This is a genomic window from Flavobacterium sp. ACN6 (assembly GCF_002304005.1).
Classification (GTDB): domain Bacteria; phylum Bacteroidota; class Bacteroidia; order Flavobacteriales; family Flavobacteriaceae; genus Flavobacterium.
On sequence record NZ_MRCQ01000011.1, the window covers coordinates 50,110 to 75,723 of the forward strand.

Sequence of the window (25,614 nt, forward strand, 5' to 3'; positions counted from 1 at the left end):
ATCCAAATGAATTTAATACGTTTTGCACTCCGCAAACCCATCTCCATATTAGTATTGGTTGCGGGTCTATTTTTCTTCGGAATTGGTGCCATCAAAGACATTAAGGTAGATATTTTACCAAAAATGAATTTGCCGGTTATCTATATTGCGCATCCTTTTGGAGGTTACACGCCAGACCAGATGGAAGCTTATTTTGCTAAGACTTACGTCAATATTCTGCCTTTTGCCAACGGTGTAAAATCGGTAGAAACCAAAAATATTCAGGGGTTAATGATCATGAAATTAACCTATTATGAAAACACTAATATGGCGCAGGCTGCAGCCGAATTAAGTTCGCTATCGAACAGGATTCAGGCGGCATTTCCTCCGGGAACACAGCCTCCGTTTATCATTCGCTTTGATGCTTCATCTCTGCCAATTGGTCAATTGGTTTTGAGCAGTAAAATACGTTCAAACAACGAATTACAGGATTTAGCCAACGTTTATGTTCGTGCTTCGTTTACTTCGATTCCTGGATTGCTTTCTCCTGCACCCTTCGGCGGAAGCCCAAGAACAATCGAGGTTAACGTAGATCCAGATTTATTGCGTTCGCACAATATGACGCCAGATCAAGTTGTAGAAGCTATACGTGTAAACAACCAGACGGCTCCGGGCGGAAACGTGAGAATGGGCGACAAAAATTATATTACCCCAACCAACAATACGATTAAAGAAGTTAAAGATTTTGAGAATATTCCGTTATTTAAAGGCGGTGTTCAAAACTTAAAATTAGGCGATGTTGCCAGCGTAAAAGATGGTGCCGATATTACAGCGGGTTATGCATTGGTAAACGGAAAACGTTCGGTTTATATTAGTATTGCAAAAGCGGGAGATGCTTCGACTTGGGATGTGGTTCAGAAATTAAAATCGGAACTGCCAAAAATTCAAAGTACTTTACCCGAAGATGTAAAATTATCGTATGAATTTGACCAGTCGGTTTATGTAATTAACTCGGTAAAAAGTTTAATTACCGAAGGAATTATTGGTGCGGTTTTAACCGGTTTAATGGTTTTATTATTCTTGGGAGACAGGCGTGCCGCGTTAATTGTAATTTTAACGATTCCAATTTCGATTATTTCTGGTGTTTTATTCCTAAAATTATTCGGGCAAACCATCAACTTAATGTCTTTAAGCGGATTGGCTTTGGCTATCGGAATTTTGGTGGATGAAAGTACGGTAACGATCGAAAATATTCACCAGCATCTCGACATGGGAAAACCAAAAGCACTCGCCATTTGGGATGCCTGCCAGGAAATTGCCTTGCCAAAATTATTGATCTTACTTTGTATTTTGGCCGTATTTGCGCCGGCATTTACAATGGTTGGTATTCCGGGAGCGTTGTTTCTGCCTTTAGCTTTAGCAATTGGATTCTCGATGGTTATTTCGTTTTTACTTTCTCAGACTTTTGTGCCTGTAATGGCCAACTGGTTAATGAAAGCGCATCCAAAACACGATCATGGTCCAGAAATTACAGATGACGAAGCCGAATTTAATGACAGCGGTATAACACCAGAATCTGAAAGAGAACTTATTACCCAGAAAAAAGGGTATGTCGAAAAAGACGATACCAACAACAACGGAAAAATAGGTGGTTTTGAGCGTTTCAAAATTCGCTTTATGAGAACTTTAGACCGCTTATTTGTTCATAAAAAATTGACGAGTATCGTGTATCTGGTTTCTGCAACGGTTTTAGCAATTGTCTTACTTAGTTTTATTGGAAAAGATGTATTTCCAAAAACAAATTCAAGTCAGTTTCAACTGCGGCTTCGTGCTCCGGACGGAACGCGTTTGGAAAGAACAGAAGAACAAGCAGTAATTACTTTAAAGGAATTGAAAAAAATGGTTGGGCCGGAACATATAGGGATCACTTCTGTTTATGTGGGGCAGCACCCTTCTTTATTCTCCATTAACCCAATTTATTTATTCATGGCGGGTTCGCATGAAGCTGTTTTTCAGGTGAGTTTAAAAGATTACCATGCCGATATGGATGAATTTAAAGATGAGTTTAGAGCAAGGCTTAAAAAAGTCCTTCCAGACACTAAAGTTTCTTTTGAACCAATCGAATTGACAGACAAGGTTTTAAGCCAAGGTTCTCCTACTCCAATCGAAATTCGAATTGCAGGAAAAGACAAAAAACGAAATGAATTATATGCAAATCAAATTGTAGAGAAACTAAAAGCGATTTCGTATTTCAGAGATGTACAGATTGGACAGCCAATTCACTATCCAGCAATGAATATTGATATTGACAGAACACGAGCAGCAGAATTGGGAGTTGATATGAATGACATTTCGCGTTCTCTTGTCGCTTCGACCTCATCATCACGATATACCGATAAAAATATGTGGGTTGATGAAAGAGCGGGATTATCATACAACGTTCAGGTTCAAGTGCCATTGAATAAAATGAAAAGCAAAACCGATATAGGCGAAATTCCGTTATTGAAAAATTCAATTCGTCCTGTTTTGAGCGACGTAGCTAAAATTACACCCGGATTTGTAAGTGGTGAAAATGACAATTTAGGGGCCATGCCGTACATTACCGTTACTGCAAACATCAACCAAACCGATTTAGGTACGGCGACAAAAGATGTAGGCAAAACAATTAGTGCTTTGGGTGAATTACCACGTGGTTTGTTTATTACACCTATCGGACTAAGTACTGTACTGACGGAGACATTAAGCAGTTTACAATCAGGATTGTTGGTTGCGATTTTTGTAATCTTCTTAATGCTGGCCGCTAATTTCCAATCGTTCAAAGTTTCACTGGTAATTTTAACGACCGTTCCAGCGGTAGTTTTAGGTGCATTGTTAATGCTGACTATTACAGGTTCAACACTAAATTTACAATCGTATATGGGAATCATTATGTCGGTTGGGGTTTCGATTGCCAACGCCGTTTTATTGGTTACGAATGCCGAACAGCTTCGAAAAATAAATGGCAATGCCTTAGAATCTGCGCGTGAAGCGGCGGCGTTACGTTTGCGTCCAATTATCATGACGTCTGTTGCGATGATTGCGGGAATGCTTCCAATGGCAATTGGACACGGCGAAGGAGGCGATCAGGTTTCTCCGTTAGGAAGAGCAGTTATTGGCGGCTTATTATTTTCTACTTTTGCCGTATTATTGATCCTGCCTCAGATATTTGCGTGGGCACAAGCTAAAACAACAACACAATCTGTTTCTTTAGATCCTGAAGACGAAGAAAGCATCCATTATATCTCATCAATAAGTAAGTCGAAAGTTGGAAAGTAACCTGTTGAGTGTAAATATTTTTTAACACATAGAAACAATAGATTTTAGTTTTAAATAAAAAAGGTTAAAGAAAAAACTAGTTTTCACACATAGCTATGTGCATTAAAACAAGTGAAACGCCTTTACCCGTAAAGAAGAGCTATGATTCTATGTGTTAAATTAAATTTTAAACACTTTCACCCAAAAGCTAAAAACATATTCATTCTATAAAACCAAAAAATGAAAAATAACATTATAAAATCTACAGCGATACTATTTACAGCTTTAGTTGTACTAAGCTGCGAAAAGAAAAAAGAAGAAACGGTTACACCAGAAATTGAACCTAAAGTAGAAACCTTTCTTTTAGCAAAAGAAAAACTAACAACAGAATTGCGTTTACCAGCTGAATTAACAGGTTTTCAACAAGTTGATTTGTATGCAAAAGTGAGCAGTTTCGTAAAGCTCTTAAAAGTTGATATTGGTACGAAAGTAAAAAAAGGACAACTTTTAATTGTGTTGGAAGCACCAGAAATCAGTTCGCAATTGGCTGCAGCCGAATCGAGATTAAAATCGATGGAAGCCATTTACGCCACCAGCAAAAGCACGTACAACCGTTTGTATGAAACAAGCAAAGTTGAAGGAACAATTTCTAAAAATGATTTAGAAATGGCAAGCGGTAAAAAGAACTCCGATTATGCACAATACCAAGCGGCCGTTGCGGCACACAAAGAAGTGGGCATTATGAGAGGTTATCTAGAAATCCGTGCTCCTTTTGACGGCGTTGTAGCGGCTAGAAATGTGAATTTGGGAACGTATGTTGGTCCAGCCGGAAAAGGATCTGATTTACCATTATTGACGATTCAGCAGCAGGATAAACTGCGTTTGGCGGTTTCCATTCCAGAATTGTATACGGGATATTTACACCAAGGCGACGAAATGAGTTTTAATGTAAAATCGTTACCCGAAACTTTTAAAGCTAAAATTACCAGAATGTCTGGCGCCTTAGATTTAAAATTACGTTCTGAGCGTGTTGAAATGGATGTTTTAAACACCAAAAAAGATCTTTTACCAGGAATGGTTGCCGAAGTTTTGTTACCGCTTAACGCGAAAGACAGTACGTTCGTCATTCCTAAATCGGCTTTGGTGAATTCTGCAGAAGGATTGTTTGTAATTAAAGTCGTGAATCATAAAGCAACTAGAGTTGATGTAAAAAAAGGAAGAGAAATCGACGATAAAATAGAAATTTTCGGCGATTTGAACCCTCAAGATAAACTGGTAAAAATTGCCAGCGAAGAAACTAAGGAAGGCGATGTAATAAACGAATAACCTGCGTTTAGTCTTCATTTTAGTGATTACCAAAAACTGTACGCATTCTTAGGAATGCAAATTTTTAAATTTGCCTAAAAGGGCAGTTCTTCTTTAATTGGAGGGACTGTCCTTTTTTTAGAAGCTAAAATAACTCTTCAAATATTTGCGACGAATTACTCCAATTGTTTTGGCCAACCAAGTTTGTTTATTTGCTCAACAAATTCTTCTGCTTCTTTATTTGTTTCAACTACAAAGTCATATAATGAAAAATCAATTGATGGTTCTTTGGTTATTGCACCAAACTTAATTTCATGGTCTGTAATTTCAATTGATAATTTATGTTTACAATCCTCAGAAAAACAGTCTATCTCAAAAAAAATTAAAAATTCATTAAATTCTTCATAGTATGTTATTCTTGATTGATAAACATCATTTAAATAATTTTTAAAACTTTCCTTATTGATTTTTTTCATGTTACTAAAATAATACAATCTGTGTTTTAGTCTTCAATTTAGTGATTACCAAAAACTGTACGCATTCTTAGGAATGCAAATTTAAAAATTTGCCTAAAAGGGCAGTTCTTCTTTAATTGGAAGGACTGTCCTTTTTTTGTTTAATAAATTCAGGTATAAGTACGGGGTTATTTACATTGGTAAATTAATACTTTTGGTGAAAATGATTTTATTTATCAAGAAAAATAAAATCCGTTTACAGTTTGCCGATAAAGTATTTATAACGATGATATCGGTATTATTGGTTCAAAAAGATATACTCCCAATAATTTATAAAAAATCATTTATGGCATCATCAAGTAGCATAAATAATCTGAATAACGTATCTCATAAAATTCGTAACTACAACTTAGAAAAAGTTGTACGAAAAAATCTCGGTTCTGAAGCTTTTAATTACGCTGAGGAAGTTGTAAATACAATCTCAAAAATTGTTGACCGTATTACTCCATATATTATTGAAATTGACGAAATATCAATACAAGATTTGATTCAAATTATAACAGAAATAAATTCAAATTTCGACCAAATATCGAGATTTGATAATGGAAAATTTCTAGCCCAAAGACCTACCTATCTTTCTACTCTGTCAAATCTTAGAGAAAGAGCTGTAGGTCTTTTGTCTAAAATTATAGGTTTAATTCATGAACTAGAAAAATCAACAATAACAATTGATTTCGAAGATCAGTTGGGAAAAATAAAAGATGAAACTTTAAGTGATGCCGAAGAAATTAAGCTTTTAAGAAATAGACTTACTCACGAAATTGAAGATTTCGAGACAAGATATACAACAACTTTCCAAAAAGCAGAAATAAATGAACAAGTTGTAATTTTTAGTAGTCAAGCCGAAACATTTTTAAAAAACTCAAAATTATGGATTGCTGGAATTTGCGGATGTGCCAGTATATTAATTATAGTCGTTATATGTTTATTCAAAAATTTCTGTTTTGAACTGAGTTGTTTTAATAAGATTACTGAGATTAATTACAATATCCTCTGTGAAGATTGCAATCGAACAATTTTGTATCTTGAAATATTTAAGGCAATTTTTTTTAGGCTATTTATCATATCCTTTTTAATTTATTTACTAAACTTCTGTGTAAAAAATTATAACGCTTCTATGCATAATTATACAATTAATAAACACAAGGGCAATTCTTTAGATGCCTCGATTCGTCTTCTTGAAAGACTATATTCAGAAAATGCGAAAGATGAAGTTTTGACAAATGCTGCCAATGCAATTTTTTCTCATCAACCAACAGGATATACAAATAAAGATCCTGAAAATATTCAAAAATCAGTTTTGGAAAGAATAATTGAAAAAGTTGATCCAACAAAAAACATTGATAGTTAATAGTACTAAAATAAATATTAGTAGAACAATATTTAAATAGATAATTTACATTTCTTATCAAAAAAATAAGTTGTTGGTCATTTAATGAAAATCCCAGCTCCGCAAAGTCTCCCGACTTTGCGTTTTTTATCAGTTCTTAAAAACTATAAACAACCTCAAGCGCCGATAGCGCGGATTTGCAATCCGTGTCCACAAAGTAATGAATGCATTTTTTTCTCTAAGAACTAAAAACCTTGACCTTAAAAAATCGAGGTTTTTTTAATAAATTTTAGTCCCTGCTTCTGGCTAACACGAGTACCTTACTTGAACTCAAAAACGTCAAAATAATCTAAGTAAATTAAATTATCTTATAAAAATATTTAAAAGAAGGTTTTCCGTAATAATTAGATAATGAATGGTTTTAAGTTTACTAATTATTAACCCTTAATTATTAAAATTATGGCATTACCACTAGGAACAACTCGCAAAACTGGCGAAACATGTCCTGAATCAGGAGTGTGGGAGGCACAATCTTCTCCATCAACAACTATACCTTTAGCAAAAGGTAATCAATTTCCTCCTTACAACAACAAAGCTGTAACATGGAAGTTAATCCGATATGCTTAACAGCTTATTGTTTATTTTAAGACTTCCAGAAATGGAAGTCTTATTTACTGGAAAATGAAAACCAAATAAAAAAATTATGAAAAAATCGAATATTATACTTATAGTTTTTGCTGTTATCATTTTGGCTGCAGTTTTAACTAACCCAAGTAGTGATGAACATAAACAAGCGGTAAAATCAGTAATAAATCAAGTTGTTCAAAATTCTATCTCAGAAAATGGGTCTGATATGGAAAAATTAGGAATTTTGTTTGGAAGTTCTTTGGTAGAAAAGTTAATTGAGAATTCAGTAACTAGAGACAATTATATACTATTTTCAATTACTAAAATTACATGGCAAGGCAAAAGTAAAAGTATTGGATACGGTCTATTTGGAAATGTTTATCTTTCTGAAAAAGTAAATAAGGCGTTTGATAACAATGAAATAAACAGCTATGAAAATAGTTCAGAAGCAGTTGATACTATGGCTGTCAGGGTAGACTCAAGGGCTACAGAATAAACCATATAGCGCAGATTTGTAATCAGTAGCAAAAAGTAGTGAATATATTATATCTCTAAGAAATAAAACCTCGATTTAAAAAAAATCGAGGTTTTTCCATTTTCTAAACTTCACTCCTCACTCAAATAAGGATTCAAAATCTCCGCCAATTCATTGAGCCAATAATAATTGTCTTCAAAATTGGGTAGTCCAATTTGGAGGGTTTCGTGTTGTCGCATTACGCCGAGAGCTAAAATGCAATTTACTTGTCTTAAAATTTTAGCCATATCTTCGGGATCTATAATATGATTAAAAAAATCAATCAGCCTAGTTTCGGCTTCTTTGGAAAGGGTGTTTGAATTCATAAAGTCGTAGTTTTTAAGAATATAAAACCCTTGTATTTTAGTGTTCTTAACGCCTACGACAGCGCTTACGGACGTTTCCGACACCGTACACATAATACAAGGGCAAGACTGTTTTTTTCTTAAAGTCGTAGTTTTAAGAACTACAAATGTAAAAGAAAATATTTTAAAAAGAAAGATTTTTCTTTCAATTACTATATTGCTTTTATCAAATATAAGAAATCTATATTTCAGGAGGTACTTATCGCATTTTTGTCATTTCGACGTAAGGAGAAATCTTCGCGATCCCGAAGCTTCGGGACGCAAACTTAATCCAATCTTTGTCGATATGCGCATGTGATCCTTCGTTCCTCAGGATGACAAACTGCACGTAAACATTTGTCAGGCTGAGCAATCCCGAGGCATCGGGAGAAACTCCATAATCATTTTAGAACATAACCTCTGGTTTCAACCAGAGGAACGCAAAGATTTATCCTCATTTTATTTAAAAAATCAATTGCCTCCAGTTTTAACTGAAGGTATAAATAAAAGCGAGAAAAAAAGGCTTTAGCCAAATGCGCATTTTGGCTAAAGCCTATTATTATAAAATTTTATCAAATACCCTAGTTAAAACTTGGGGCTATTTATTTCTAATCTTTGTCGAGCTACTTGTGGAGATTTCTCTCTTCGGTCGAAATGACAAAGTAGATGGAAAACAGCAACGCTTAACACTAGCAAAAGGAAAAAAAAACACATTAAACTCCACAATCATTTTAAAACATAGCCTCTGGTTTCAACCAGAGGAATGCAAAGATTGATCCTCAATTAATTAAGAAAACTAATTGCCCCCAGTTTTAACTGGAGATATAAATAAAAGGGAGAAAAAAGGCTTTAGCCAAATGCGCATTTTGGCTAAAGCCTATTATTATAAAATCTTATCAAATACCCTAGTTAAAACTAGGGGCTATTCAACAAAAAAATGCAAGACCAAAATTGATCTTGCATTTTTTGCAACTTGATAAATGTAAATAGAAAACATTTTTTACACCGTCTGACGCTCGTGTTTTCCTTCTTTAATTTCTTCTACCATTTTTTTATTAAAGGCTGGCAAATCATCAGGGTTTCGGCTGGTTACTAATCCATTGTCTACGACCACTTCTAAGTCTTCCCATTGTGCTCCGGCATTTTTCAAATCGTTTTTAACAGAGAAGAACGAAGTTACTTTTCGGCCTTCTAAAACGTCAGCATCTACCAGAATTTGAGGGCCATGACAAATAGCCGCAACTGGTTTTTTACTTTCAAAAAAGGAACGTACAAAATTTACTGCTGCCTCTTCTCTTCTTAATAAATCAGGGTTTATAACTCCTCCCGGAAGAACCAAAGCATCGTAATCTGCTTCATTTGCCTGATCTAATACTACATCAACATTATATTCTTTGCCCCAGTTACCGTCTTTCCAAGATTTAATAGTTCCAGATTTTAAACTGATGATATCTGCATTCCATCCTTGCTCTTCTAAATAGGCTTTAGGCGATGCTAATTCTGATTCTTCAAAACCGTTTGTTGCTAATATGGCTATATTCTTTTTCATAATTTTAATTTTTAAAACGTTATTAATTTTGATTTAGTTAAAATTAGTTATTTCAAACAGCCAGCGAAAACGGACTATGTTAAACCTTTCTTTAATAAAAGTTAATTAATTGGTATTCAGATTTTTATTAAAAATTAAATTGAAATTATGTAAGATTCATGTCAATCTAGTCTACTATTTTATAGGATGACAACTTAGAGAATGATTAAATAATCGTAGTAAGGACTCACCTCAAATCCTTCTTAATAACCAAATACTTCAAATTAGTATTTCCAACATTTTTGATTCCGTGTTCCATATTTGAGGGACAGTAGAAACTAGTATTTGGGCCAGCGGTTTTGGTTTTTCCGTCAAGGTAGAATTCGGCTGTGCCTTCGAGGATGTAGAAAAATTCTTCTTCGACATGATGGTGTGGCGCGTGCGTAGATTTCCCAGGTTCGACGATACTCATTTTGAGCGTGTTTTCCTGAGTGAAGTTTTTATCGCCAAACCAATATTGATAACCTACTTTTGTTTTGGTGGCTTTTTCTAATTCGAAATGATTGACACAGTTTTCAATTGTGTATTGCGGCTGTGCGGTTTCTTTTTTGGTTTCCTGAGAAAAGGTCAGCTGGAAAAATAAAACAGCAATTGTGGTTTTTAGGATGGTTAGTGTTTTCATTTTTTATTGTAATGTTACGAAAAAAAATGATACAGGTGGTTGTGAGCTTGTTTTTGCTATTTGAAGAAGTGATCTAAATCATCAATGATTGTCAATTTTGGTTGACAAAGATTTGGCAGATTTTTTTATTTTTAGGTTGTTTAAAAGTCCCAGCGGGACGAAATATTTATAGAAACAATTAATTACATTTTGATAGAGCCCAAGTGGGGCGAAATAATCCCTGTTGATTTCGATAATTATTATATCGTTCCGCTGGAGCTTTTGTAAACCGCTATTTAACAATCTATAAATATTTCATTCCTCTGGAATTTTACCTTCGAGAAAATCATTCATAGTAACTTTGACAATGTTCTAATGAAAATGATACATTCTCGCCTAGCCCCGATCGAAATGGCATCCTTTTATGTCTCGTTTTTTTCTAACGAGACATAAAAGATATAATGGAGAGCGGGACAAATGGTCTTGAAAAACCAAAAAATTTCTGCTTCTTAAAAAATTTACTCAACTAAAAAATTGAATAAAATAAAGGTTTTCCAAAGCTTTTTAAATCAATCTATGACGCGATAAGAAAATATTATGATAATATTATTTCATAATTAGAAAAACGGTCATACATTTGCCTAACGGTGTTAAACAATTTAATACTCAAATGAAATGGCTAGTAAAGATCGAATTTTAAGACAAAAAGAAGAGACAAGGAACAACATCCTTGGGGCTGCTTATGATATCGTGAAAGATGAAGGCTGGAATGGTTTGAGTATGCGTAAAATTGCCGACAGAATCGAATATACTGCTCCTATTATTTATGAATATTTCTCGAATAAAGAAGCAATACTAGAAGAACTGACTGGCAAAGGTTTTATAAAGCTGACTAAAGAATTGCAGATTGCAATAGATAAGTTTGAAAAACCAGAAGATCAATTGGAAGCCATGTGGATGACCTATTGGGACTTCGCTTTTACGAATACTGAAATGTACCAGTTAATGTTTGGTGTTCAAATGACGTGCTGCGCTCAGCGCTGTTCGGCTCAAGAGGGGCCTTACAAATTATTTACTCATGTAATTGCTGAAGTAATGAAAGACAGCAATCCGAGTCAGGATATCATTAAACAAAAATATTTTACTTTCTTTTCTGTAATTCATGGTTTAATCGCCATAAACATCATTAATAAAAGTGATATTTTAGAAACTATAAATGCACAAATTTTGAAAGATGCCATTGGCGGTATCATCAAATCAATACAATAATTTTTTTTTCATTTTTTACTTAACAGTGTAAAATAATTTAATTTGGATAATATAAAATCCTTTTTTTTATAATCATTACTTAACACTGTTAGAAAATTTAATCGAGTAATAAAAAGCTTTTTTTTAGACTCTTACTTAACACCGTTAAATATTTTAATAGTGATTTAAAGTAAATTGAAAATGCTTAAAGTACGAAAGTTTGTGCACATTTACTTAACAATGTTAGATAATTTAATTCAATTAAATATGAATCCCGAGAATGCCAGAATACCACAAATTAAACGAGAAAATGTTCAACCAATTAAAACCAATATGAAAATGAAAAATTTAATTATAACCAGTTTTATCCTGGCATTAGTATTAAGCAGCTGTGCCGATAAAAATCAGGCGCCTACTGCTCCGCCTCCGCCGGTTTTACCTGTGTTGGCCATCACAAGTGCAAATACAACTACTGACGCTGAATATCCTGCTGCAATACAAGGAACTGTTGATGTTGAAATTCGTCCGCAGGTAAGCGGTAACCTTGACAGAATTTTTGTTGACGAAGGTGCTTATGTAAGCAAAGGACAAACTTTATTTAAAATAAACGAGCGTCCGTTTCGTGAGCAGTTAAACAATGCTTTGGCAAGTCTTCACGCTGCAGAAGCGGCTTTGATTAACGCTAATTTAGAAGTGGATAAATTAACGCCTTTAGTACAAAACAAGGTAGTTTCAGACTATCAATTGAAAACAGCTAAAGCGTCTCAAAAAATTGCTGCTGCTAATATCGAACAGGCAAAAGCAATGGTAGGTTCTGCTAAGATTAATTTAGGCTATACGAATGTGACAGCCCCAGTAAGCGGCTACATTGGAAGACTGCCTAAAAAACAAGGAAGTTTAGTTTCTGCTGCTGATCTAGAGCCTTTAACTACTTTATCTGATGTTCATGAAGTTTACGCTTATTTCTCTTTGGGCGAAACAGATTTCATCAACTTTAAATCGCAATATGCAGGAAGTTCTCTTGGCGATAAAATTAAAAAACTGCCTCCGGTTACTTTGATTTTGGCTGATAATAACGCATATCCTCAAACTGGAAAAATCGATATGGTTGACGGTCAGTTTGATAAAACTACAGGAGCGATCACGATTAGAGCAACTTTTCCAAATGCAAACGGAACGTTACGTTCTGGAAATACAGGTAGAATCCGTTTAGGGTTACAGCACGACGATGCTATTTTAGTACCGCAAGCGGCTACTATTGAAATGCAGGATAAAGTATTTGTTTTCACTGTAGGAAAGGATAATAATGTAACTAAAGTGCCTATTACAGTTGTAGGTAAAAGCGGTACTAATTATTTAATTAAAGATGGTGTAAAAACGGGTGATCAAATCGTAATGAGCGGTATTGATAAACTTCAGGACGGACAAGCTATTCAGCCAGAGAAAGCTGCTAAAGTTGCCCAAGTAACTAATAAAAAATAATTCCAAAATAAAATGTTCAAAATATTTATACAAAGACCTGTACTGGCAACCGTAATTTCCATTTTATTGGTTATTCTGGGGGTATTGGGTTTAACTAAACTGCCTTTACAACAGTTTCCAGATATTGCGCCTCCATCGGTTTTGGTAACGGCGGTATATCCTGGAGCAAATGCAGAAACGGTTTTACGTTCTGTGGCACCTTCTATCGAAGAATCTATAAATGGTGTAGAAAACATGACTTATATGAGTTCTACAGCCAGTAACGACGGTACTTTAGCTATTACTGTTTTCTTTAAACTGGGTACAGATGCAGACCAGGCTGCAGTAAACGTACAAAACAGAGTTGCTCAGGCAACAAGTCAGCTTCCTGCCGAAGTTGTACAGCAAGGTATTGTTACGGCGAAACAGCAAAACAGTTTCATCATGGCGATTGGTATGTATACGGATGATGAGACGAAATACGACCAAACGTTTGTTGCCAACTATGCGCAGATTAATATTATTCCGGAGTTAAAACGTATTCCAGGTGTGGGTTCTGCCAGTATCTTTGGTGGCGTAAAAGATTACTCTATGCGTGTTTGGTTGAATCCAACACAAATGTCGACTTACAAAGTAACGCCTAGCGAAGTTATGGGCGCTATTCAGGACAAAAGTTTGGAAGCGGCTCCGGGGAAATTTGGAGAACGAAGCAAAGAAGTTTTTGAATACGTTATTAAATACAAAGGGAAATTAACTAAACCAGAAGATTATGAAAATATTGCTATACGTTCTAATGCAGATGGCTCAGTACTTCGCTTAAAAGATGTAGCGAGAGTAGAACTAGGTGCTTACTCTTACAACAGTTTAACTCGTTTAAATGGTAAAAAAGGAATTGTAATCGGGGTTATCCAGTTGGCTGGTTCTAACTCTAATGATATTCAGATTGCCATTAACAAAATGATGGAAAAGGCTTCTAAAGATTTTCCAAAAGGCATCAAACACAATATTTTCTATAGTACAAAAGTATCTCTTGACCAATCTATTGAGCAGGTTGAGCATACATTAATAGAAGCTTTTATATTAGTTTTTATTGTGGTATTTATCTTCTTGCAAGATTTTAGATCAACATTAATTCCGGCCATTGCTGTACCTGTAGCAATTTTAGGAACGTTCTTCTTCATGCAGTTATTCGGATTTTCGATCAACCTTTTAACACTTTTCGCATTAATTCTAGCGATTGGTATTGTGGTCGATGATGCCATTGTGGTAGTCGAAGCGGTGCATGCGAAAATGGAGCACAAGCGCTTGTCTCCAAAAATCGCCACCCATGAAGCAATGCACGAAATAACGGGTGCTATTATCTCGATTACGCTGGTAATGGCTGCTGTTTTCCTGCCGGTTGGTTTTATGGAAGGCTCTACGGGAGTTTTCTATCGTCAGTTTGCCTTTACAATGGCTATTGCAATTGTAATTTCGGCAGTAAATGCGTTAACATTGAGTCCAGCGCTTGCAGCATTATTTTTAAAAGATAATCACGCAGCACACGATCACAATCCAGAAGCGCCTTATGTAAAAAAAGGATTTAAAGAAAAATTCTTTACCGCTTTTAACAGCAGTTTTGAATCGTTGACAAATCGTTACGTTGGCGGATTGAAATTCTTAATCAGAAGAAAATGGTTAAGTATCGGCGGATTGGTTTTAATTACTGTTGCAACGGTAATTATGGTAAAAACAACTCCTGCAGGATTTATTCCAACAGAAGATCAAGGATTTATTGCGATTGCAGTAAATACACCATCTGGAACATCATTAGAAGGAACTCAAAAAGTAATGACCGATGCCGAAAATCTTTTAAGTAAACTTGATGCTTCAAGAGATGTAACCGCAATTTCTGGTTTCAACTTATTGACGAATTCAACAAGTCCATCATCTGCAGTAGTTTTCGTATTGCTTAAACCAAATGAAGAACGCGGCGATGTAAAAAATATTGACGAAATCATGAATCAGGTTCGTGGTAAACTGGGCGCTATTTCTGGCGGAAGTTTCTTCGTATTCAGTTTCCCAACAGTTCCTGGATTTAGTAATGTCGAGGCTTTAGATTTAGTTCTTCAGGATAAAACGGGAGGAAAACTGGACAAATTCAGCGGTATTTCTCAAAACTTTATCGGCGAATTAATGAAACGTCCTGAAATTGCAGTTGCCTTTACGAGTTTCAAAGCAGATTATCCGCAATTACAATTGGAAGTTAATGATGAAAAAGCAAATCAATTGGGTGTCAATGTAAAAGACATTTTGCAAACTATGCAGGCTTATTTTGGTAGCGCACAAGCATCTGATTTCAACCGTTTTGGTAAATATTACCGTGTGGTTGTTCAGGCTGACATACAAGATAGAGCTGATCCAACTGCAATTGACAGAGTTTTTGTAAAAAACAAAACTGGCGAAATGGTGCCAATAAATACTTTAGTAAAACTAACTCGTATTTATGGTTCTGAAACCGCTTCACGATACAATTTATTTAACTCAATTTCTATTAATGCAATTCCGAAACCAGGATTTAGTTCCGGAGATGCCATTAAAGCAATTGAAGAAGTAGCAGCACAACAATTACCTGCAGGTTACGGGTTCGAATTCTCGGGTCAGACTCGTGAGGAGATTTCTTCTGGAGGGCAGTCTGCGACAATATTCTTACTGTGTTTGATATTCATTTATTTCTTACTTGCTGCACAGTATGAAAGTTACATTTTGCCTTTGGCTGTAATCTTGTCAATCCCTGCAGGTATTTTTGGAGTATTCGTTGCGATTGGTTTAACTGGAATCGAAAATAACATTTACGTACAAGTTGCACTGGTCATGCTGATCGGACTTCTGGCGAAGAATGCGATTTTGATTGTCGAGTTTGCGGTTCAAAAACGAAAATCGGGACAAGCGTTAGTAAGAGCTTCTATTGATGCTGCAAAATTACGTCTGCGACCAATTATCATGACGTCTCTTGCCTTTATTGTTGGTTTAGTGCCAATGATGAGTGCCAAAGGACCATCGGCTCAGGGTAACCACTCTATTAGTATTGGAGCCGCGGGAGGTATGATTTCAGGAGTAATTCTAGGTTTGTTTATCATTCCGGTTCTCTTTATCATCTTCCAGCATTTACAAGAAAAGGTTACTGGAAAACCAGTTGCCGTAATTCATAATGAAGAAAAATAATATATGGAAAACTATATCACAACAGCTTTAGTCGCCATCATCATTGGCATCGCTTATATATCGTACAGAATCTCAAAAGATCTTGAAACTAGAAAAGATACTTGTACAGAAATCTAACCCGTTGGGTGAAATTTAAAAATAAACTTTAACACATAGAAACATAGTCCCGAGGCTTCTGGATTATATCAAAAAAGAAAATAAAGGAAATAGGTTTCCAAACATAGCTAAACTATGTGCATTTAACTAGTGAAACGCATTTTTTAATTTTCAAAAAACTATGCTTCTATGTGTTTAAAAATTACACCCTTTGGGTACAGAAATTTAATAAAAGAAAGAATGAAAAATCATATAACCAAAATCGTGACCTTCGCCATTCTGATCACGACCTTAATATCCTGTAAAGTTTCGAAGGATATTGAAACTCCAAAAGATGCATTTCCTGAGAATTTCAGGAATGCATCGGTTTCGAGTGATACAACGAGTATTGCCGATGTGGAGTGGAAAAACTTCTTTACAGAAAAAGATATTATCAAGTTAATCGACAGTGCTGTTGCCAGAAACAACGATTTGCAGATTGCCGAAAAAAACATTGAAATTGCGCAATACCGTTTTACGCAGTCAAAATGGGGAAATGTGCCTCAGGTAAATTTATTAGTAAACGCAAGTACAAGCAATCCGTCTGACAATAGTTTTACAGGATTGAACTTAAACCAAGCAATTGGTGCTAAACATATTGATGATTATTCTGCTGGAGCTTCACTTTCTTGGGAAGCAGATATCTGGGGGAAAATCAGAAATCAGAAAAAAGGTGCTTATGCTGGATATCTTCAGTCTGAAGAAGTAAAAAAAGCATTGCAAACCAATATTGTGGCAAATGTTTCAAGAGGATATTATAATCTTTTGATGTTGGACGCACAATTGGAAATTGCGAGACAAAATCTTCGTTTAAATGATAGTACAACAAATATCATTAAATTAAAATACGATGCTGGTCAAGTAACTTCTTTAGCGATTCAACAATCTGAAGCACAGAAATTAAACTCAGCGCAGTTGATTCCGTTATTGGAACAAAACATTTCGATTCAGGAAAATGCTTTGAGTGTTTTGACTGGTTCTTTTCCGAATTCAAAGGAAAGAACAATTCGTTTGAGTGCGATTGATGTAAAACAAAATACTGCAATCGGAATTCCATCTGCTTTAGTTAGCAGAAGACCTGATGTTAAAAGTGCTGAATTAGCTCTTAAATTAGCAAACGCCAACGTTGGAATCACAAAAGCTGATTTATATCCAGCTCTAAGAATCACAGCGCAAGGCGGTTTGAACTCTTTTGAAACCAGCAATTGGTTCAATATTCCGGCTTCTTTATTCGGAACTGTTGCAGGAGGTTTAACGCAGCCACTTTTAAACAACAAAAGAGTGAGAACGCAATATAATATCGCTGTCGCGGAAAGAGAAAAAGCAGTTTTAAGCTTTAGACAATCGGTTTTGGTTGCCGTAAGTGAAGTTTCGGATGCTTTGGTTAAGGTAGAGAAATTACAACAGCAAGAAACTTTCTTAAAAGAAAAAGTAAAAACTTTACAACAAGCGATTAAAAATGCCAACTTATTATTCAAAAACGGTATGGCAGAATATCTTGAAGTTTTAACAGCACAGGCAAACTTATTGCAAAGCGAATTGGAACTGGCAGACCTAAAAAGACAACAACTTACAGCTAATACAGATTTGTACCGCGCTCTAGGCGGAGGCTGGAAATAATACCCAATACAATTACCCGTTAATTATTTATTTTTTGAGATGAAAACGCTGTGAGACTTAGGTTTCATGGCGTTTTTTGTTTTTTTTTACTGCCGCTAAGGCGCTAAGGCACAAAGTTTTTTTAATGCCGATCGCATTTTATGTCATGCTGAGCGAAGTCGAAGCAACTTCAACACATACAAGGTCTTCTACTTCGCTCAGACTGAGAATCTTTTTATTTTATCGCAAAGGCGCGAAGTCGCAAAGATTTTTAAGTCTCTCACAGATTTTGGAGATTTTGGAGATTTTTATCTGCTTTATCTCTAAAATCTGCGAGAGCTATTATTCTCATTTTATGTCATGCTAAGTCGAAGTCGAAGCAATTTCAACACATACAAGTCTTCGACTTCGCTCAGACTGACAATCGTTTTAATTTCTCGCAAAGGCGCGAAGATTTATTTCACGCAGATTTTGCAGATTTAAGCAGATTTTTTTTAAAGTATATTAAATTATCTGCGCAAATCTGCTTAATTTTTTTTTAAATCTGCGTGAAATAAATCATTAAATAACTTTACACCTCTGCGACTTTTCGAGAGCCATTATTCAGTTTGCATCAAACAAAAAACTTATCTAATTTTAGTCTTTCGCAAAAGCAAAAATAAAATGACATCTCACCAACAGAAATATCTCAATCAACTAAAGCAAACCATTGAAAGTTACTACCCAATTTCTGAAAGGTCATGGAAATTGATTGAGAACATTGCAGAATTTCAAGAAATCAAAAAAGGAGCAACAGTATTACAAAACGGAGAAATAGCAAAAAATCTTCATTTTGTGGCAAAAGGTATTTTAAGAGCTTTTATAACCGATCAACAGGGGAATTTTTACAATAAAAACCTTTTTTTAGAAAATTATTTTGCTGGTTCCAAGGTTTCATTGATGCAGCAATCTCCTTCTAATTTTACAATTGAAGCGCTTGAAGACTGTATTATCATCAATCTTAATTATAAAAAATATATTTCGTTAATTAATGAAAATGAAGATCTCAAAAACTTTTATATCGCTCATTTAGAGAAAAATTGGATTATCGATAAAGAACAAAGAGAAGTGGCGCTAGTCATGCAAAACGCAACAGAGAGATATCTGGAACTTCTAGAAAGACATCCTAGTATTGCAGATCGCGTTCCGTTATTGCATATTGCTTCGCATTTAGGAATCACGCCAACACAATTAAGCCGAATCAGAAAAAGTCTTGAAAAAGATTTGTAAATCAACATATGTAAAGGTTTTTCTAAAAGACCAGATTTATCTTTGCTCCATAATTCAAACTTGTTATTACAATGAATTCTATAAATCTCATCAAAGATAATATTGACAATCTTACCGGTTTGTGGAAAACCGTAGGCGCTCCTTTCCTCTCCTATCATAAAAACGATTCTTTTGAATATTGCAAAATAGAAAATTCTGGCTGGCCAAATAAACTGTGGCTTCGCAATGATATTTCTAAAAAAGATCTGCCAGATATTACCAAAACAATGAAATCAAATTCGGATTTGGTTTTGCCTTACTTTAATATTTACGAATCAAAAGCTTATGAAATATTGGATGCGTATGGTTTTACATTAAAAAGCGAACAAGTGGCAATGGTTTTAAAACTGGATCAAAAATTTGATTTACAAAACAATCTGACTTTCAAAAAAATAATGAATGAAGAAAATGCTAAAATCTGGTCTGATTTATATCCCAATGCTTTTGGATATGTAATCAGCAAAGAAATTCTGATTCAGAATCATCAAAACGTGCATTTCTATTTGGTTTCTTTGGAAGAAAAACCAATTGGAACTTTTATTCTATTTGAAACCGGAAAAACTATCGGAATTCATGGCGTTGGCGTGATCCCAGAAATGCGAAGAAAAGGTTTCGCCGAAGAAATCATGAAATTTGCCCTTAACTTATCCATCGATTTAGAGATGGAATATGCGCAGTTACAAGCTTCTGCAATGGGAAAGGACATTTATACAAGATTGGGTTTTGAAGATTTGTTTGTGATTAAGAATTATATTTTGGCTTAAATTCCAAATAAAAATTCCATATTCCAATTTCGCATTCTATGTCATGCTGAGCGAAGTCGAAGCAGTTTCGGAGCATAAAGGTCCTTCAATATATAAAAGATCTTCGACTTCGCTCAGACTGACAATCGTATTAAGTTCCAATCGCTTAATAGTTTCCTTATTTCATGTCATCCTGAACGAAGGATCACACAACTTTACGGTTTATTATTGAACAAAAAATCTAAAATCTAATCCCGAGGCTTCGGGATTAAAATCTAAAACAATAAACTTGTCCCAAATGCCCCTAAAATAGTCGCAAATATGTATTTCATGAAAATAGTAGTAATAGTATATTTGTAATACATTAACCAATAACTATTTAAAAAATAATCTACATGAAAACAACCAAAATCATTTTCTGGACTAGTACAATTCTTATTTTTTTATTTGAGGGCGTTATGCCGGCTTTGACTTCGCAGACAGAATTAGCGAAAGAAGGGATAAAACATCTTGGCTATCCAGAATATTTCGGAAATGCATTAGTAGTTTTTAAAATTCTCGGCGTTTTGGCGCTGATTATTCCAAAAGTACCAGCGCGTGTCAAAGAATGGGCTTATGCGGGATTTGCATTCGATTTTATTTTTGCATCAATTAGTCATTTTGCTGTTGACGGAATAAATTTCCAATCCTTTTTTCCTTTAATTGTTTTGGCAATTCTTGTGGTTTCTTATGTAACCTATCATAAAATAGAACGATACAAAAATATCGCGCTGTAAAAATCAAAACTTTATGATTGAAGTTTTTAAAACAAATGTTCAAGAAGTCGAGCAGTCAATTATGATTGTGGGGAAACTTCTTGAGCATTTTCCCAACAGCGCTATCAATTTTGACCTTGAAGACTGCGATAAAATTTTGAGAATTCATGCTGCTGCAATTTCAAATCATAGAATAATTGAACTTGTCACTTCGTATGGTTTTCATTGTGAGGAACTTCTATAAATCATACTTAATTGATTTATAGAAATTTAGAATAAAAAATTGTAATTTTAGAAATCTAACTTTTAAAATATCACAAATGAATATTCCGGCAGAACATCAAACTATAATGCCTTATTTAATTTTACAAGGCGCATCAAAATTTATCGATTTTACAAAAGTTGTTTTTGGAGCATCAGAAACTAATACAAAATCAATTCGCGAAGATGGAAGCATAATGCATGCAGAAGTGACCCTAAACGGAAGCACAATCATGATTACTGATGAAATTACGGATTGGGCAAAGCAGACTTCTCACCTATTTGTATATGTTCCAAATGCCGATGAAACTTATAAAAAAGCTATAGAAAACGGGGCTTCTTCCTTAATGGGATTAAGTGATCAGGACTATGGCAGAACCTGCGGTGTTACAGATCCGTTTGGAAATGTATGGTGGATTACTTCTGTAAATAAGCAAAAATAAAAACACAAACTACTGATTAATAGTATTTTAAATTTTTTATTGTATATTTGAAATACTTTTCGTTACCCTAATTCTATACATTTAATTTAATAAAAATGGCTGCAGGTTTTTTTAAACCTATCGGTTCACATTTTTTATTGTCTAATTCTAAAATTAAACAAGATGAAAAGCGGTATTCAAAATACAATCTTAGAAACCTATAGTAACTTAAATGATACTATTTCTTTATTTTCTCCAGAAGAAATCAATATTGTTCCATTTGAAGGAAGCTGGACAGCTGGACAAACTGTACAGCATATTATCCTGGCTTGTTCTAGATTTACACAGCTTTTTGCCGGAAAAACAGAAAAAACAACACGCAAACCTGACGAGAACGTTAAAAAACTCGATGAAATATTTTTAGATTTCGATACAAAAATGGAATCACCAGAAAATATAAAACCTGCGAAAATTGATTACGATAAAGAGCAGTTAAAGTCTTCAATAAAAAAGATACAAAACGATTTATTTAAAGCTGCAGAAACATACGATTTAACATTGACCTGCGTTGGTTTCCAAATGCCCGGTTTTGAGAACTTCACTATTTACGAATGGATTCATTTTGCCATTATTCATACCCAGCGCCATACACATCAACTAAAATTGATTTACGAAAACATCAATAAAGGATAATTCAGAATTAACTCAAACGGATTATTATGAGATCAAAAGTTAAGACCATTGTTTCTTCTGGTCTAGTAGCGGGAACATTAGACATTACTGTTGCCATTTTAATTTATGCAGTGATTCTTCATAAAACAACAGCCGAAAAAATTCTGCAGTCTATTGCGAGCGGCATTTTTAAAAAAGAAGCGTATACTGCAGGAACAGAAATGACTTTTATGGGATTAGGACTTCATTTCTTAATTACTTTTATTTTTGCATGGTTTTATTTTAAGATTTTCCCTTATATCCCATTCTTTAAAATAAACACTGTATTATCTGGGGTTTCGTATGGTTTTTTCATTTGGGTTGTAATGAATTTAATCGTCCTCCCAATTGTGTTTCCTGTATTACCTGAAAAGAAATTAGATTTACCGCTCTTGCTCTCTATTTTAATTGTAATTTGCTGCGTAGGAATACCAATTGCCTTTATAACGCGGAAATATTATGCTAAATGGTATTAGGAAAAAAAGGTAGAAAGGTGCAAAGGTTCATAGTTGCAGAGGTTGAGTTTAGTCTTTAATTCCTTTGATCATTGTATATATTCCTTTAAAAACAAAAAAGCAATCCAAGTTTATCACCTGGATTACTTATATGTTAAAAAAATATCTTCTTTAAGAGTGCTTAAACCTTTGTTCTACCTGATATTAGTGAAATGATAAATAACACTAAAAAGATAAAGAACAATACTTTTGCAATACTCGCGGCTCCTGCGGCAATACCACCAAAACCAAAAATTCCAGCTATTATAGCAAGAATAATAAAAATGACTGTCCAGCGTAACATAATATTAGATTTTTTAGTTCGTAAATACGACTATTCAATAGTCTGTTTTGTTTGTTATTCAAATTTATTTTATTCCTACAAACCTTGTTAACTCAAATGGCTTTTTAAATTAACTCAATAAACTAAATTACAAGTATTTACGCTTAGTTTTCATTATTACTTTTTAGTCTTACAGAATTACCATGTTTAGGCTTTAGAGTTAATTTTTTAATGGATTGGATTAATCGCTGCTCCTATCCCAAAGTAATTTTATCGAAAATTAATAAGGTAAAGGAATAAGCCAAAAAGTCTGGTAAATCTTAGAAAAAAAGATAAAAACTTAGAAATCCAGCAAAACTCATTGGGATTCATTTAGAAAACTAATTATTTCACCTTTTAATATTATAAAATACATAGTTATGTCAATTAAGCAGTTCCAAACTGGAACTTCAAATTTTGATTAATCAATATAAAATTTATTATGGCGCTGCCGATGAAAAATTGCGGCGGCATCTTTGAAACTGAACGAGTTATTAACCGAGCTAAAAATTAATCCTCATGAAAACAATATCAAACAAATCTAAAATAGTTTTTCTATCTACTTTTCCGCCAACACAATGCGGCATTGCAACTTACACACAAGACACAATTAAGGGGATTACAGACGTTTACGGTAAATCTATCAAATGCGAGATCTGCGAACTTGTTAATGAACCAAAAGAAAATCCAACACAAGCATATACCTTAAATACTAAAAATAGAGAAGAATATACAAGAGTAGCAGAGGAAATCAATAATGATCCAGCTGTAAAATTGGTTCATATTCAGCATGAATTTGGTTTGTTTTCAGGAAATTATGGAGATTATCTTTTAGACTTTTTAAATACAGTTAAAAAGCCTGTTACTTATACTTTTCACAGTGTAATTCCAAATCCAAATGAGGAACTAAGAACATTTGTAAAACTGTTATTGAGCTACAGTAATTCGGTTTTTGTAATGACAAATAGATCAGCAGAAATATTAATTAATGACTATGAAATCAGTGAAGAAATAATTACTTGTGTACCTCATGGAACTCATATCGTAGTTTATGAAGCTCCTCAAAATGCAAAAGAAAAATTAAACATTGGAGATCGATTAGTATTATCAACTTTCGGACTTTTAGGTGAAGGAAAAAATATTGAAACCGGACTTCAAGCACTTCCAAAGATTGTCGAAAAAGCACCAAACGCCTTGTATTTAATTATTGGAAAAACACATCCAAATTTAATTAAAGACGGAATTGATACTTATAGAGATAAACTGGAGGGTATTGTTGAAGAATTAAATCTGCAAAACAACGTACGTTTTATCAACCAATATTTAGATACTGACGAGCTTTTAGAATATTTAAAAGCAACCGACATTTATATGTTTACGTCTAAAGACCCGAATCAGGCTGTTAGCGGCACTTTTGCTTACGCGATGAGCTGCGCATGTCCGATAGTTGCCTCTAAGATTCCACATACAAAAGAAGTATTAACTCCAGATTCTGGAATATTAGTTGATATCGGAGATGTAGATCAATTTGCTGATGCGGCGATTACATTAATTGCAGACGAAAATTTACGTCACGAAATGGGAATCAATTCATTTACAAAAATGCGCGCTTCTTCTTGGGAAAATGCTGCCATTACACATATGAATGCGTATAAAAACTTAATTGAAAATCCATCAGAGATAAAATACAGTTATCCTTCAATTCAATTAAGACATATTAAAAGATTGACTACAGAATTGGGAATCGTTCAGTTCAGTAAAATTTCTATCCCAGATTTAGATACAGGATATACATTAGATGATAATGCCAGAGCCCTTATCGCTTTCTGTATGCATTACAAACTAACGCAGGATAAAGATGACTTAGCATATATTTTAATCTATTTAGATTTCATTCAACGCTGTCAAAAACCAAAAGGCGATTTTATCAACTATGTGGATCAGGAAAACCGCGAACACGTAGAGCAAAATGCCGAAGTGAATTTAGAAGATTCAAATGCAAGAGCTCTGTGGGCATTAGGAACTGTGGTTTCGCTTTCAGACATTCTTCCAGAAGCAATTACTAAAAAAGCGACAAGATGTTTATTGAATTCATTAAAATGGGCAGAAACTATACAGTCGCCTCGTTCAATTGGTTTTGCAACAAAAGGTTTGTATCTATATCATTCAACAATTCCGAATTTGTACGTAGCTGCAATTATCAATAAATTGAATGCTAAATTATTAGCCAATTACGAAGATACAGCTACTGAAGACTGGCAGTGGTTTGAAAATTATTTAACGTACGGAAATGGTATTCTGCCAGAATCTATGCTTTATGCTTATTTAATTACTAACAAACCAGTTTACAAAAAAGTGGCTTTAGATTCATTAGATTTCTTGATTTCTAAAACTTTCGTAGACGGAAACTTTAAAGCTATTTCAAATCAAAGCTGGCATCATAAAGGCTCAGAACCACAACAATATGGAGAACAGCCAATAGATGTTACATATACAATTCAGACCTTAAATTCTTTCTATGAAGCATTTAAAACGCCTGAATACAAAAAGAAAATGAAAGCTGCGTTTAACTGGTTCTTAGGTAAAAACCATTTAAATCAAATTATGTACAATCCTGTAAGCGGCGGTGGTTATGACGGACTTGAAAAAGAAAACGTTAACCTAAACCAAGGTGCAGAATCTACCGTTTGTTTCTTAACGGCAAGATTATTAATGGAAAAACTGGCGATCTCACAATCTAAAGTTATTCCCTTAATGAAATCTCGCAGTGGAATAGCGATTAATTCATAAAAATATAAAGGCGAAGCTAACCAAACTTCTATTTTTAAACCCGGAAAATCCCTTTCTTAATGAA

Annotated in this window: 22 protein-coding genes; 17 read left to right on the plus strand and 5 right to left on the minus strand. The window is 34.3% G+C overall.

Translation table 11 applies throughout. From position 1 onward, the window contains the following. Positions 1-6 precede the first annotated feature (6 nt). Together BSF42_RS16455 and BSF42_RS16460 are read left to right on the plus strand one after the other, a co-directional pair. Positions 7-3,294 carry an efflux RND transporter permease subunit gene (locus tag BSF42_RS16455; protein WP_095954188.1) on the plus strand — a complete coding sequence of 1,096 codons (3,288 nt, stop codon included), beginning with the start codon at positions 7-9 and terminating at the stop codon, positions 3,292-3,294. 219 nt (positions 3,295-3,513) lie between these two features. Continuing rightward, positions 3,514-4,599, plus strand: a complete 1,086-nt coding sequence (locus BSF42_RS16460; RefSeq protein ID WP_095954189.1) for an efflux RND transporter periplasmic adaptor subunit — start codon at positions 3,514-3,516, stop codon at positions 4,597-4,599. A gap of 155 nt (positions 4,600-4,754) precedes the next feature. Here BSF42_RS16460 and BSF42_RS16465 read toward each other — a convergent pair whose 3' ends face one another. Then, entirely contained in the window at positions 4,755-5,054 is a 300-nt protein-coding gene (locus BSF42_RS16465; RefSeq protein ID WP_095954190.1) for a hypothetical protein, read from the minus strand. Between the two features lie 202 nt (positions 5,055-5,256). On the opposite strand from BSF42_RS16465, the gene BSF42_RS16470 reads away from it, so the two are divergent. The 3 genes from BSF42_RS16470 to BSF42_RS16475 all read left to right on the plus strand — a co-directional run bounded on the left by BSF42_RS16470 (position 5,257) and on the right by BSF42_RS16475 (position 7,546). Then, a complete protein-coding gene (locus tag BSF42_RS16470) occupies positions 5,257-6,444 on the plus strand; it encodes a hypothetical protein (protein ID WP_095954191.1) in 1,188 nt (395 codons plus the stop codon). Between the two features lie 438 nt (positions 6,445-6,882). Continuing rightward, positions 6,883-7,050: a hypothetical protein gene (locus tag BSF42_RS22510; protein ID WP_172426711.1), complete on the plus strand. Its 168-nt coding sequence runs from the start codon at positions 6,883-6,885 to the stop codon at positions 7,048-7,050. 76 nt (positions 7,051-7,126) lie between these two features. After that, positions 7,127-7,546: a DUF4359 domain-containing protein gene (locus tag BSF42_RS16475; RefSeq protein ID WP_095954192.1), complete on the plus strand. Its 420-nt coding sequence runs from the start codon at positions 7,127-7,129 to the stop codon at positions 7,544-7,546. A gap of 110 nt (positions 7,547-7,656) precedes the next feature. Here BSF42_RS16475 and BSF42_RS16480 read toward each other — a convergent pair whose 3' ends face one another. The 3 genes from BSF42_RS16480 to BSF42_RS16495 form a co-directional block, all read right to left on the minus strand. Beyond that, the gene (locus BSF42_RS16480; RefSeq protein ID WP_095954283.1) at positions 7,657-7,890 is read right to left on the minus strand and encodes a hypothetical protein; all 234 of its coding nucleotides are present in this window, start codon (positions 7,888-7,890) and stop codon (positions 7,657-7,659) included. A 1,018-nt stretch (positions 7,891-8,908) separates the two neighbouring features. Further along, positions 8,909-9,457: a type 1 glutamine amidotransferase domain-containing protein gene (locus tag BSF42_RS16490; protein ID WP_095954194.1), complete on the minus strand. Its 549-nt coding sequence runs from the start codon at positions 9,455-9,457 to the stop codon at positions 8,909-8,911. A 226-nt stretch (positions 9,458-9,683) separates the two neighbouring features. Continuing rightward, on the minus strand, positions 9,684-10,118 hold the full coding sequence (locus BSF42_RS16495; protein ID WP_095954195.1) for a cupin domain-containing protein: 435 nt from the start codon (positions 10,116-10,118) through the stop codon (positions 9,684-9,686). Positions 10,119-10,772: 654 nt separating this feature from the next. Between BSF42_RS16495 and BSF42_RS16500 the strand changes: the two genes are divergently transcribed. From BSF42_RS16500 to BSF42_RS16550, 11 genes are all read left to right on the plus strand, one after another. Beyond that, positions 10,773-11,366 (plus strand): TetR/AcrR family transcriptional regulator, encoded by a 594-nt coding sequence (locus BSF42_RS16500; protein WP_095954196.1) that lies wholly within the window; start codon positions 10,773-10,775, stop codon positions 11,364-11,366. 246 nt (positions 11,367-11,612) lie between these two features. Further along, positions 11,613-12,827, plus strand: coding sequence for an efflux RND transporter periplasmic adaptor subunit (locus BSF42_RS16505; protein WP_095954284.1), 1,215 nt, complete (start codon positions 11,613-11,615; stop codon positions 12,825-12,827). Positions 12,828-12,839: 12 nt separating this feature from the next. Beyond that, positions 12,840-16,010: an efflux RND transporter permease subunit gene (locus BSF42_RS16510; RefSeq protein ID WP_095954197.1), complete on the plus strand. Its 3,171-nt coding sequence runs from the start codon at positions 12,840-12,842 to the stop codon at positions 16,008-16,010. A 336-nt stretch (positions 16,011-16,346) separates the two neighbouring features. Further along, positions 16,347-17,765 (plus strand): TolC family protein, encoded by a 1,419-nt coding sequence (locus BSF42_RS16515; protein WP_095954285.1) that lies wholly within the window; start codon positions 16,347-16,349, stop codon positions 17,763-17,765. A gap of 642 nt (positions 17,766-18,407) precedes the next feature. After that, positions 18,408-19,013, plus strand: a complete 606-nt coding sequence (locus BSF42_RS16520; protein ID WP_095954198.1) for a Crp/Fnr family transcriptional regulator — start codon at positions 18,408-18,410, stop codon at positions 19,011-19,013. A gap of 71 nt (positions 19,014-19,084) precedes the next feature. Next, the gene (locus tag BSF42_RS16525) at positions 19,085-19,816 is read left to right on the plus strand and encodes a GNAT family N-acetyltransferase (RefSeq protein ID WP_095954199.1); all 732 of its coding nucleotides are present in this window, start codon (positions 19,085-19,087) and stop codon (positions 19,814-19,816) included. A 374-nt stretch (positions 19,817-20,190) separates the two neighbouring features. Beyond that, entirely contained in the window at positions 20,191-20,571 is a 381-nt protein-coding gene (locus tag BSF42_RS16530; protein ID WP_095954200.1) for a DoxX family protein, read from the plus strand. 13 nt (positions 20,572-20,584) lie between these two features. Beyond that, positions 20,585-20,794 (plus strand): hypothetical protein, encoded by a 210-nt coding sequence (locus BSF42_RS16535; RefSeq protein WP_095954201.1) that lies wholly within the window; start codon positions 20,585-20,587, stop codon positions 20,792-20,794. 76 nt (positions 20,795-20,870) lie between these two features. Next, a complete protein-coding gene (locus BSF42_RS16540) occupies positions 20,871-21,254 on the plus strand; it encodes a VOC family protein (RefSeq protein WP_095954202.1) in 384 nt (127 codons plus the stop codon). A gap of 162 nt (positions 21,255-21,416) precedes the next feature. Next, positions 21,417-21,926 (plus strand): DinB family protein, encoded by a 510-nt coding sequence (locus tag BSF42_RS16545; RefSeq protein ID WP_095954203.1) that lies wholly within the window; start codon positions 21,417-21,419, stop codon positions 21,924-21,926. Between the two features lie 26 nt (positions 21,927-21,952). Then, positions 21,953-22,420, plus strand: a complete 468-nt coding sequence (locus tag BSF42_RS16550; RefSeq protein WP_095954204.1) for a DUF1440 domain-containing protein — start codon at positions 21,953-21,955, stop codon at positions 22,418-22,420. 160 nt (positions 22,421-22,580) lie between these two features. Here the strand turns inward: BSF42_RS16550 and BSF42_RS16555 are convergent, their stop codons facing one another. Next, a complete protein-coding gene (locus tag BSF42_RS16555) occupies positions 22,581-22,742 on the minus strand; it encodes a DUF1328 family protein (RefSeq protein WP_095954205.1) in 162 nt (53 codons plus the stop codon). A gap of 537 nt (positions 22,743-23,279) precedes the next feature. Between BSF42_RS16555 and BSF42_RS16560 the strand changes: the two genes are divergently transcribed. Continuing rightward, positions 23,280-25,550 (plus strand): glycosyltransferase, encoded by a 2,271-nt coding sequence (locus tag BSF42_RS16560; protein WP_095954206.1) that lies wholly within the window; start codon positions 23,280-23,282, stop codon positions 25,548-25,550. Positions 25,551-25,614 lie beyond the last annotated feature (64 nt).

What these genes read in the sequence shown, in the direction of transcription:
- BSF42_RS16455 (WP_095954188.1), top strand. Translation starts at nt 7, where the DNA reads ATGAATTTAATACGTTTTGCACTCCGCAAACCCATCTCCATATTAGTA.
- BSF42_RS16460 (WP_095954189.1), top strand. Translation starts at nt 3,514, where the DNA reads ATGAAAAATAACATTATAAAATCTACAGCGATACTATTTACAGCTTTA.
- BSF42_RS16465 (WP_095954190.1), bottom strand. Translation starts at nt 5,054, where the DNA reads ATGAAAAAAATCAATAAGGAAAGTTTTAAAAATTATTTAAATGATGTT.
- BSF42_RS16470 (WP_095954191.1), top strand. Translation starts at nt 5,257, where the DNA reads ATGATTTTATTTATCAAGAAAAATAAAATCCGTTTACAGTTTGCCGAT.
- BSF42_RS22510 (WP_172426711.1), top strand. Translation starts at nt 6,883, where the DNA reads ATGGCATTACCACTAGGAACAACTCGCAAAACTGGCGAAACATGTCCT.
- BSF42_RS16475 (WP_095954192.1), top strand. Translation starts at nt 7,127, where the DNA reads ATGAAAAAATCGAATATTATACTTATAGTTTTTGCTGTTATCATTTTG.
- BSF42_RS16480 (WP_095954283.1), bottom strand. Translation starts at nt 7,890, where the DNA reads ATGAATTCAAACACCCTTTCCAAAGAAGCCGAAACTAGGCTGATTGAT.
- BSF42_RS16490 (WP_095954194.1), bottom strand. Translation starts at nt 9,457, where the DNA reads ATGAAAAAGAATATAGCCATATTAGCAACAAACGGTTTTGAAGAATCA.
- BSF42_RS16495 (WP_095954195.1), bottom strand. Translation starts at nt 10,118, where the DNA reads ATGAAAACACTAACCATCCTAAAAACCACAATTGCTGTTTTATTTTTC.
- BSF42_RS16500 (WP_095954196.1), top strand. Translation starts at nt 10,773, where the DNA reads ATGGCTAGTAAAGATCGAATTTTAAGACAAAAAGAAGAGACAAGGAAC.
- BSF42_RS16505 (WP_095954284.1), top strand. Translation starts at nt 11,613, where the DNA reads ATGAATCCCGAGAATGCCAGAATACCACAAATTAAACGAGAAAATGTT.
- BSF42_RS16510 (WP_095954197.1), top strand. Translation starts at nt 12,840, where the DNA reads ATGTTCAAAATATTTATACAAAGACCTGTACTGGCAACCGTAATTTCC.
- BSF42_RS16515 (WP_095954285.1), top strand. Translation starts at nt 16,347, where the DNA reads ATGAAAAATCATATAACCAAAATCGTGACCTTCGCCATTCTGATCACG.
- BSF42_RS16520 (WP_095954198.1), top strand. Translation starts at nt 18,408, where the DNA reads ATGACATCTCACCAACAGAAATATCTCAATCAACTAAAGCAAACCATT.
- BSF42_RS16525 (WP_095954199.1), top strand. Translation starts at nt 19,085, where the DNA reads ATGAATTCTATAAATCTCATCAAAGATAATATTGACAATCTTACCGGT.
- BSF42_RS16530 (WP_095954200.1), top strand. Translation starts at nt 20,191, where the DNA reads ATGAAAACAACCAAAATCATTTTCTGGACTAGTACAATTCTTATTTTT.
- BSF42_RS16535 (WP_095954201.1), top strand. Translation starts at nt 20,585, where the DNA reads ATGATTGAAGTTTTTAAAACAAATGTTCAAGAAGTCGAGCAGTCAATT.
- BSF42_RS16540 (WP_095954202.1), top strand. Translation starts at nt 20,871, where the DNA reads ATGAATATTCCGGCAGAACATCAAACTATAATGCCTTATTTAATTTTA.
- BSF42_RS16545 (WP_095954203.1), top strand. Translation starts at nt 21,417, where the DNA reads ATGAAAAGCGGTATTCAAAATACAATCTTAGAAACCTATAGTAACTTA.
- BSF42_RS16550 (WP_095954204.1), top strand. Translation starts at nt 21,953, where the DNA reads ATGAGATCAAAAGTTAAGACCATTGTTTCTTCTGGTCTAGTAGCGGGA.
- BSF42_RS16555 (WP_095954205.1), bottom strand. Translation starts at nt 22,742, where the DNA reads ATGTTACGCTGGACAGTCATTTTTATTATTCTTGCTATAATAGCTGGA.
- BSF42_RS16560 (WP_095954206.1), top strand. Translation starts at nt 23,280, where the DNA reads ATGAAAACAATATCAAACAAATCTAAAATAGTTTTTCTATCTACTTTT.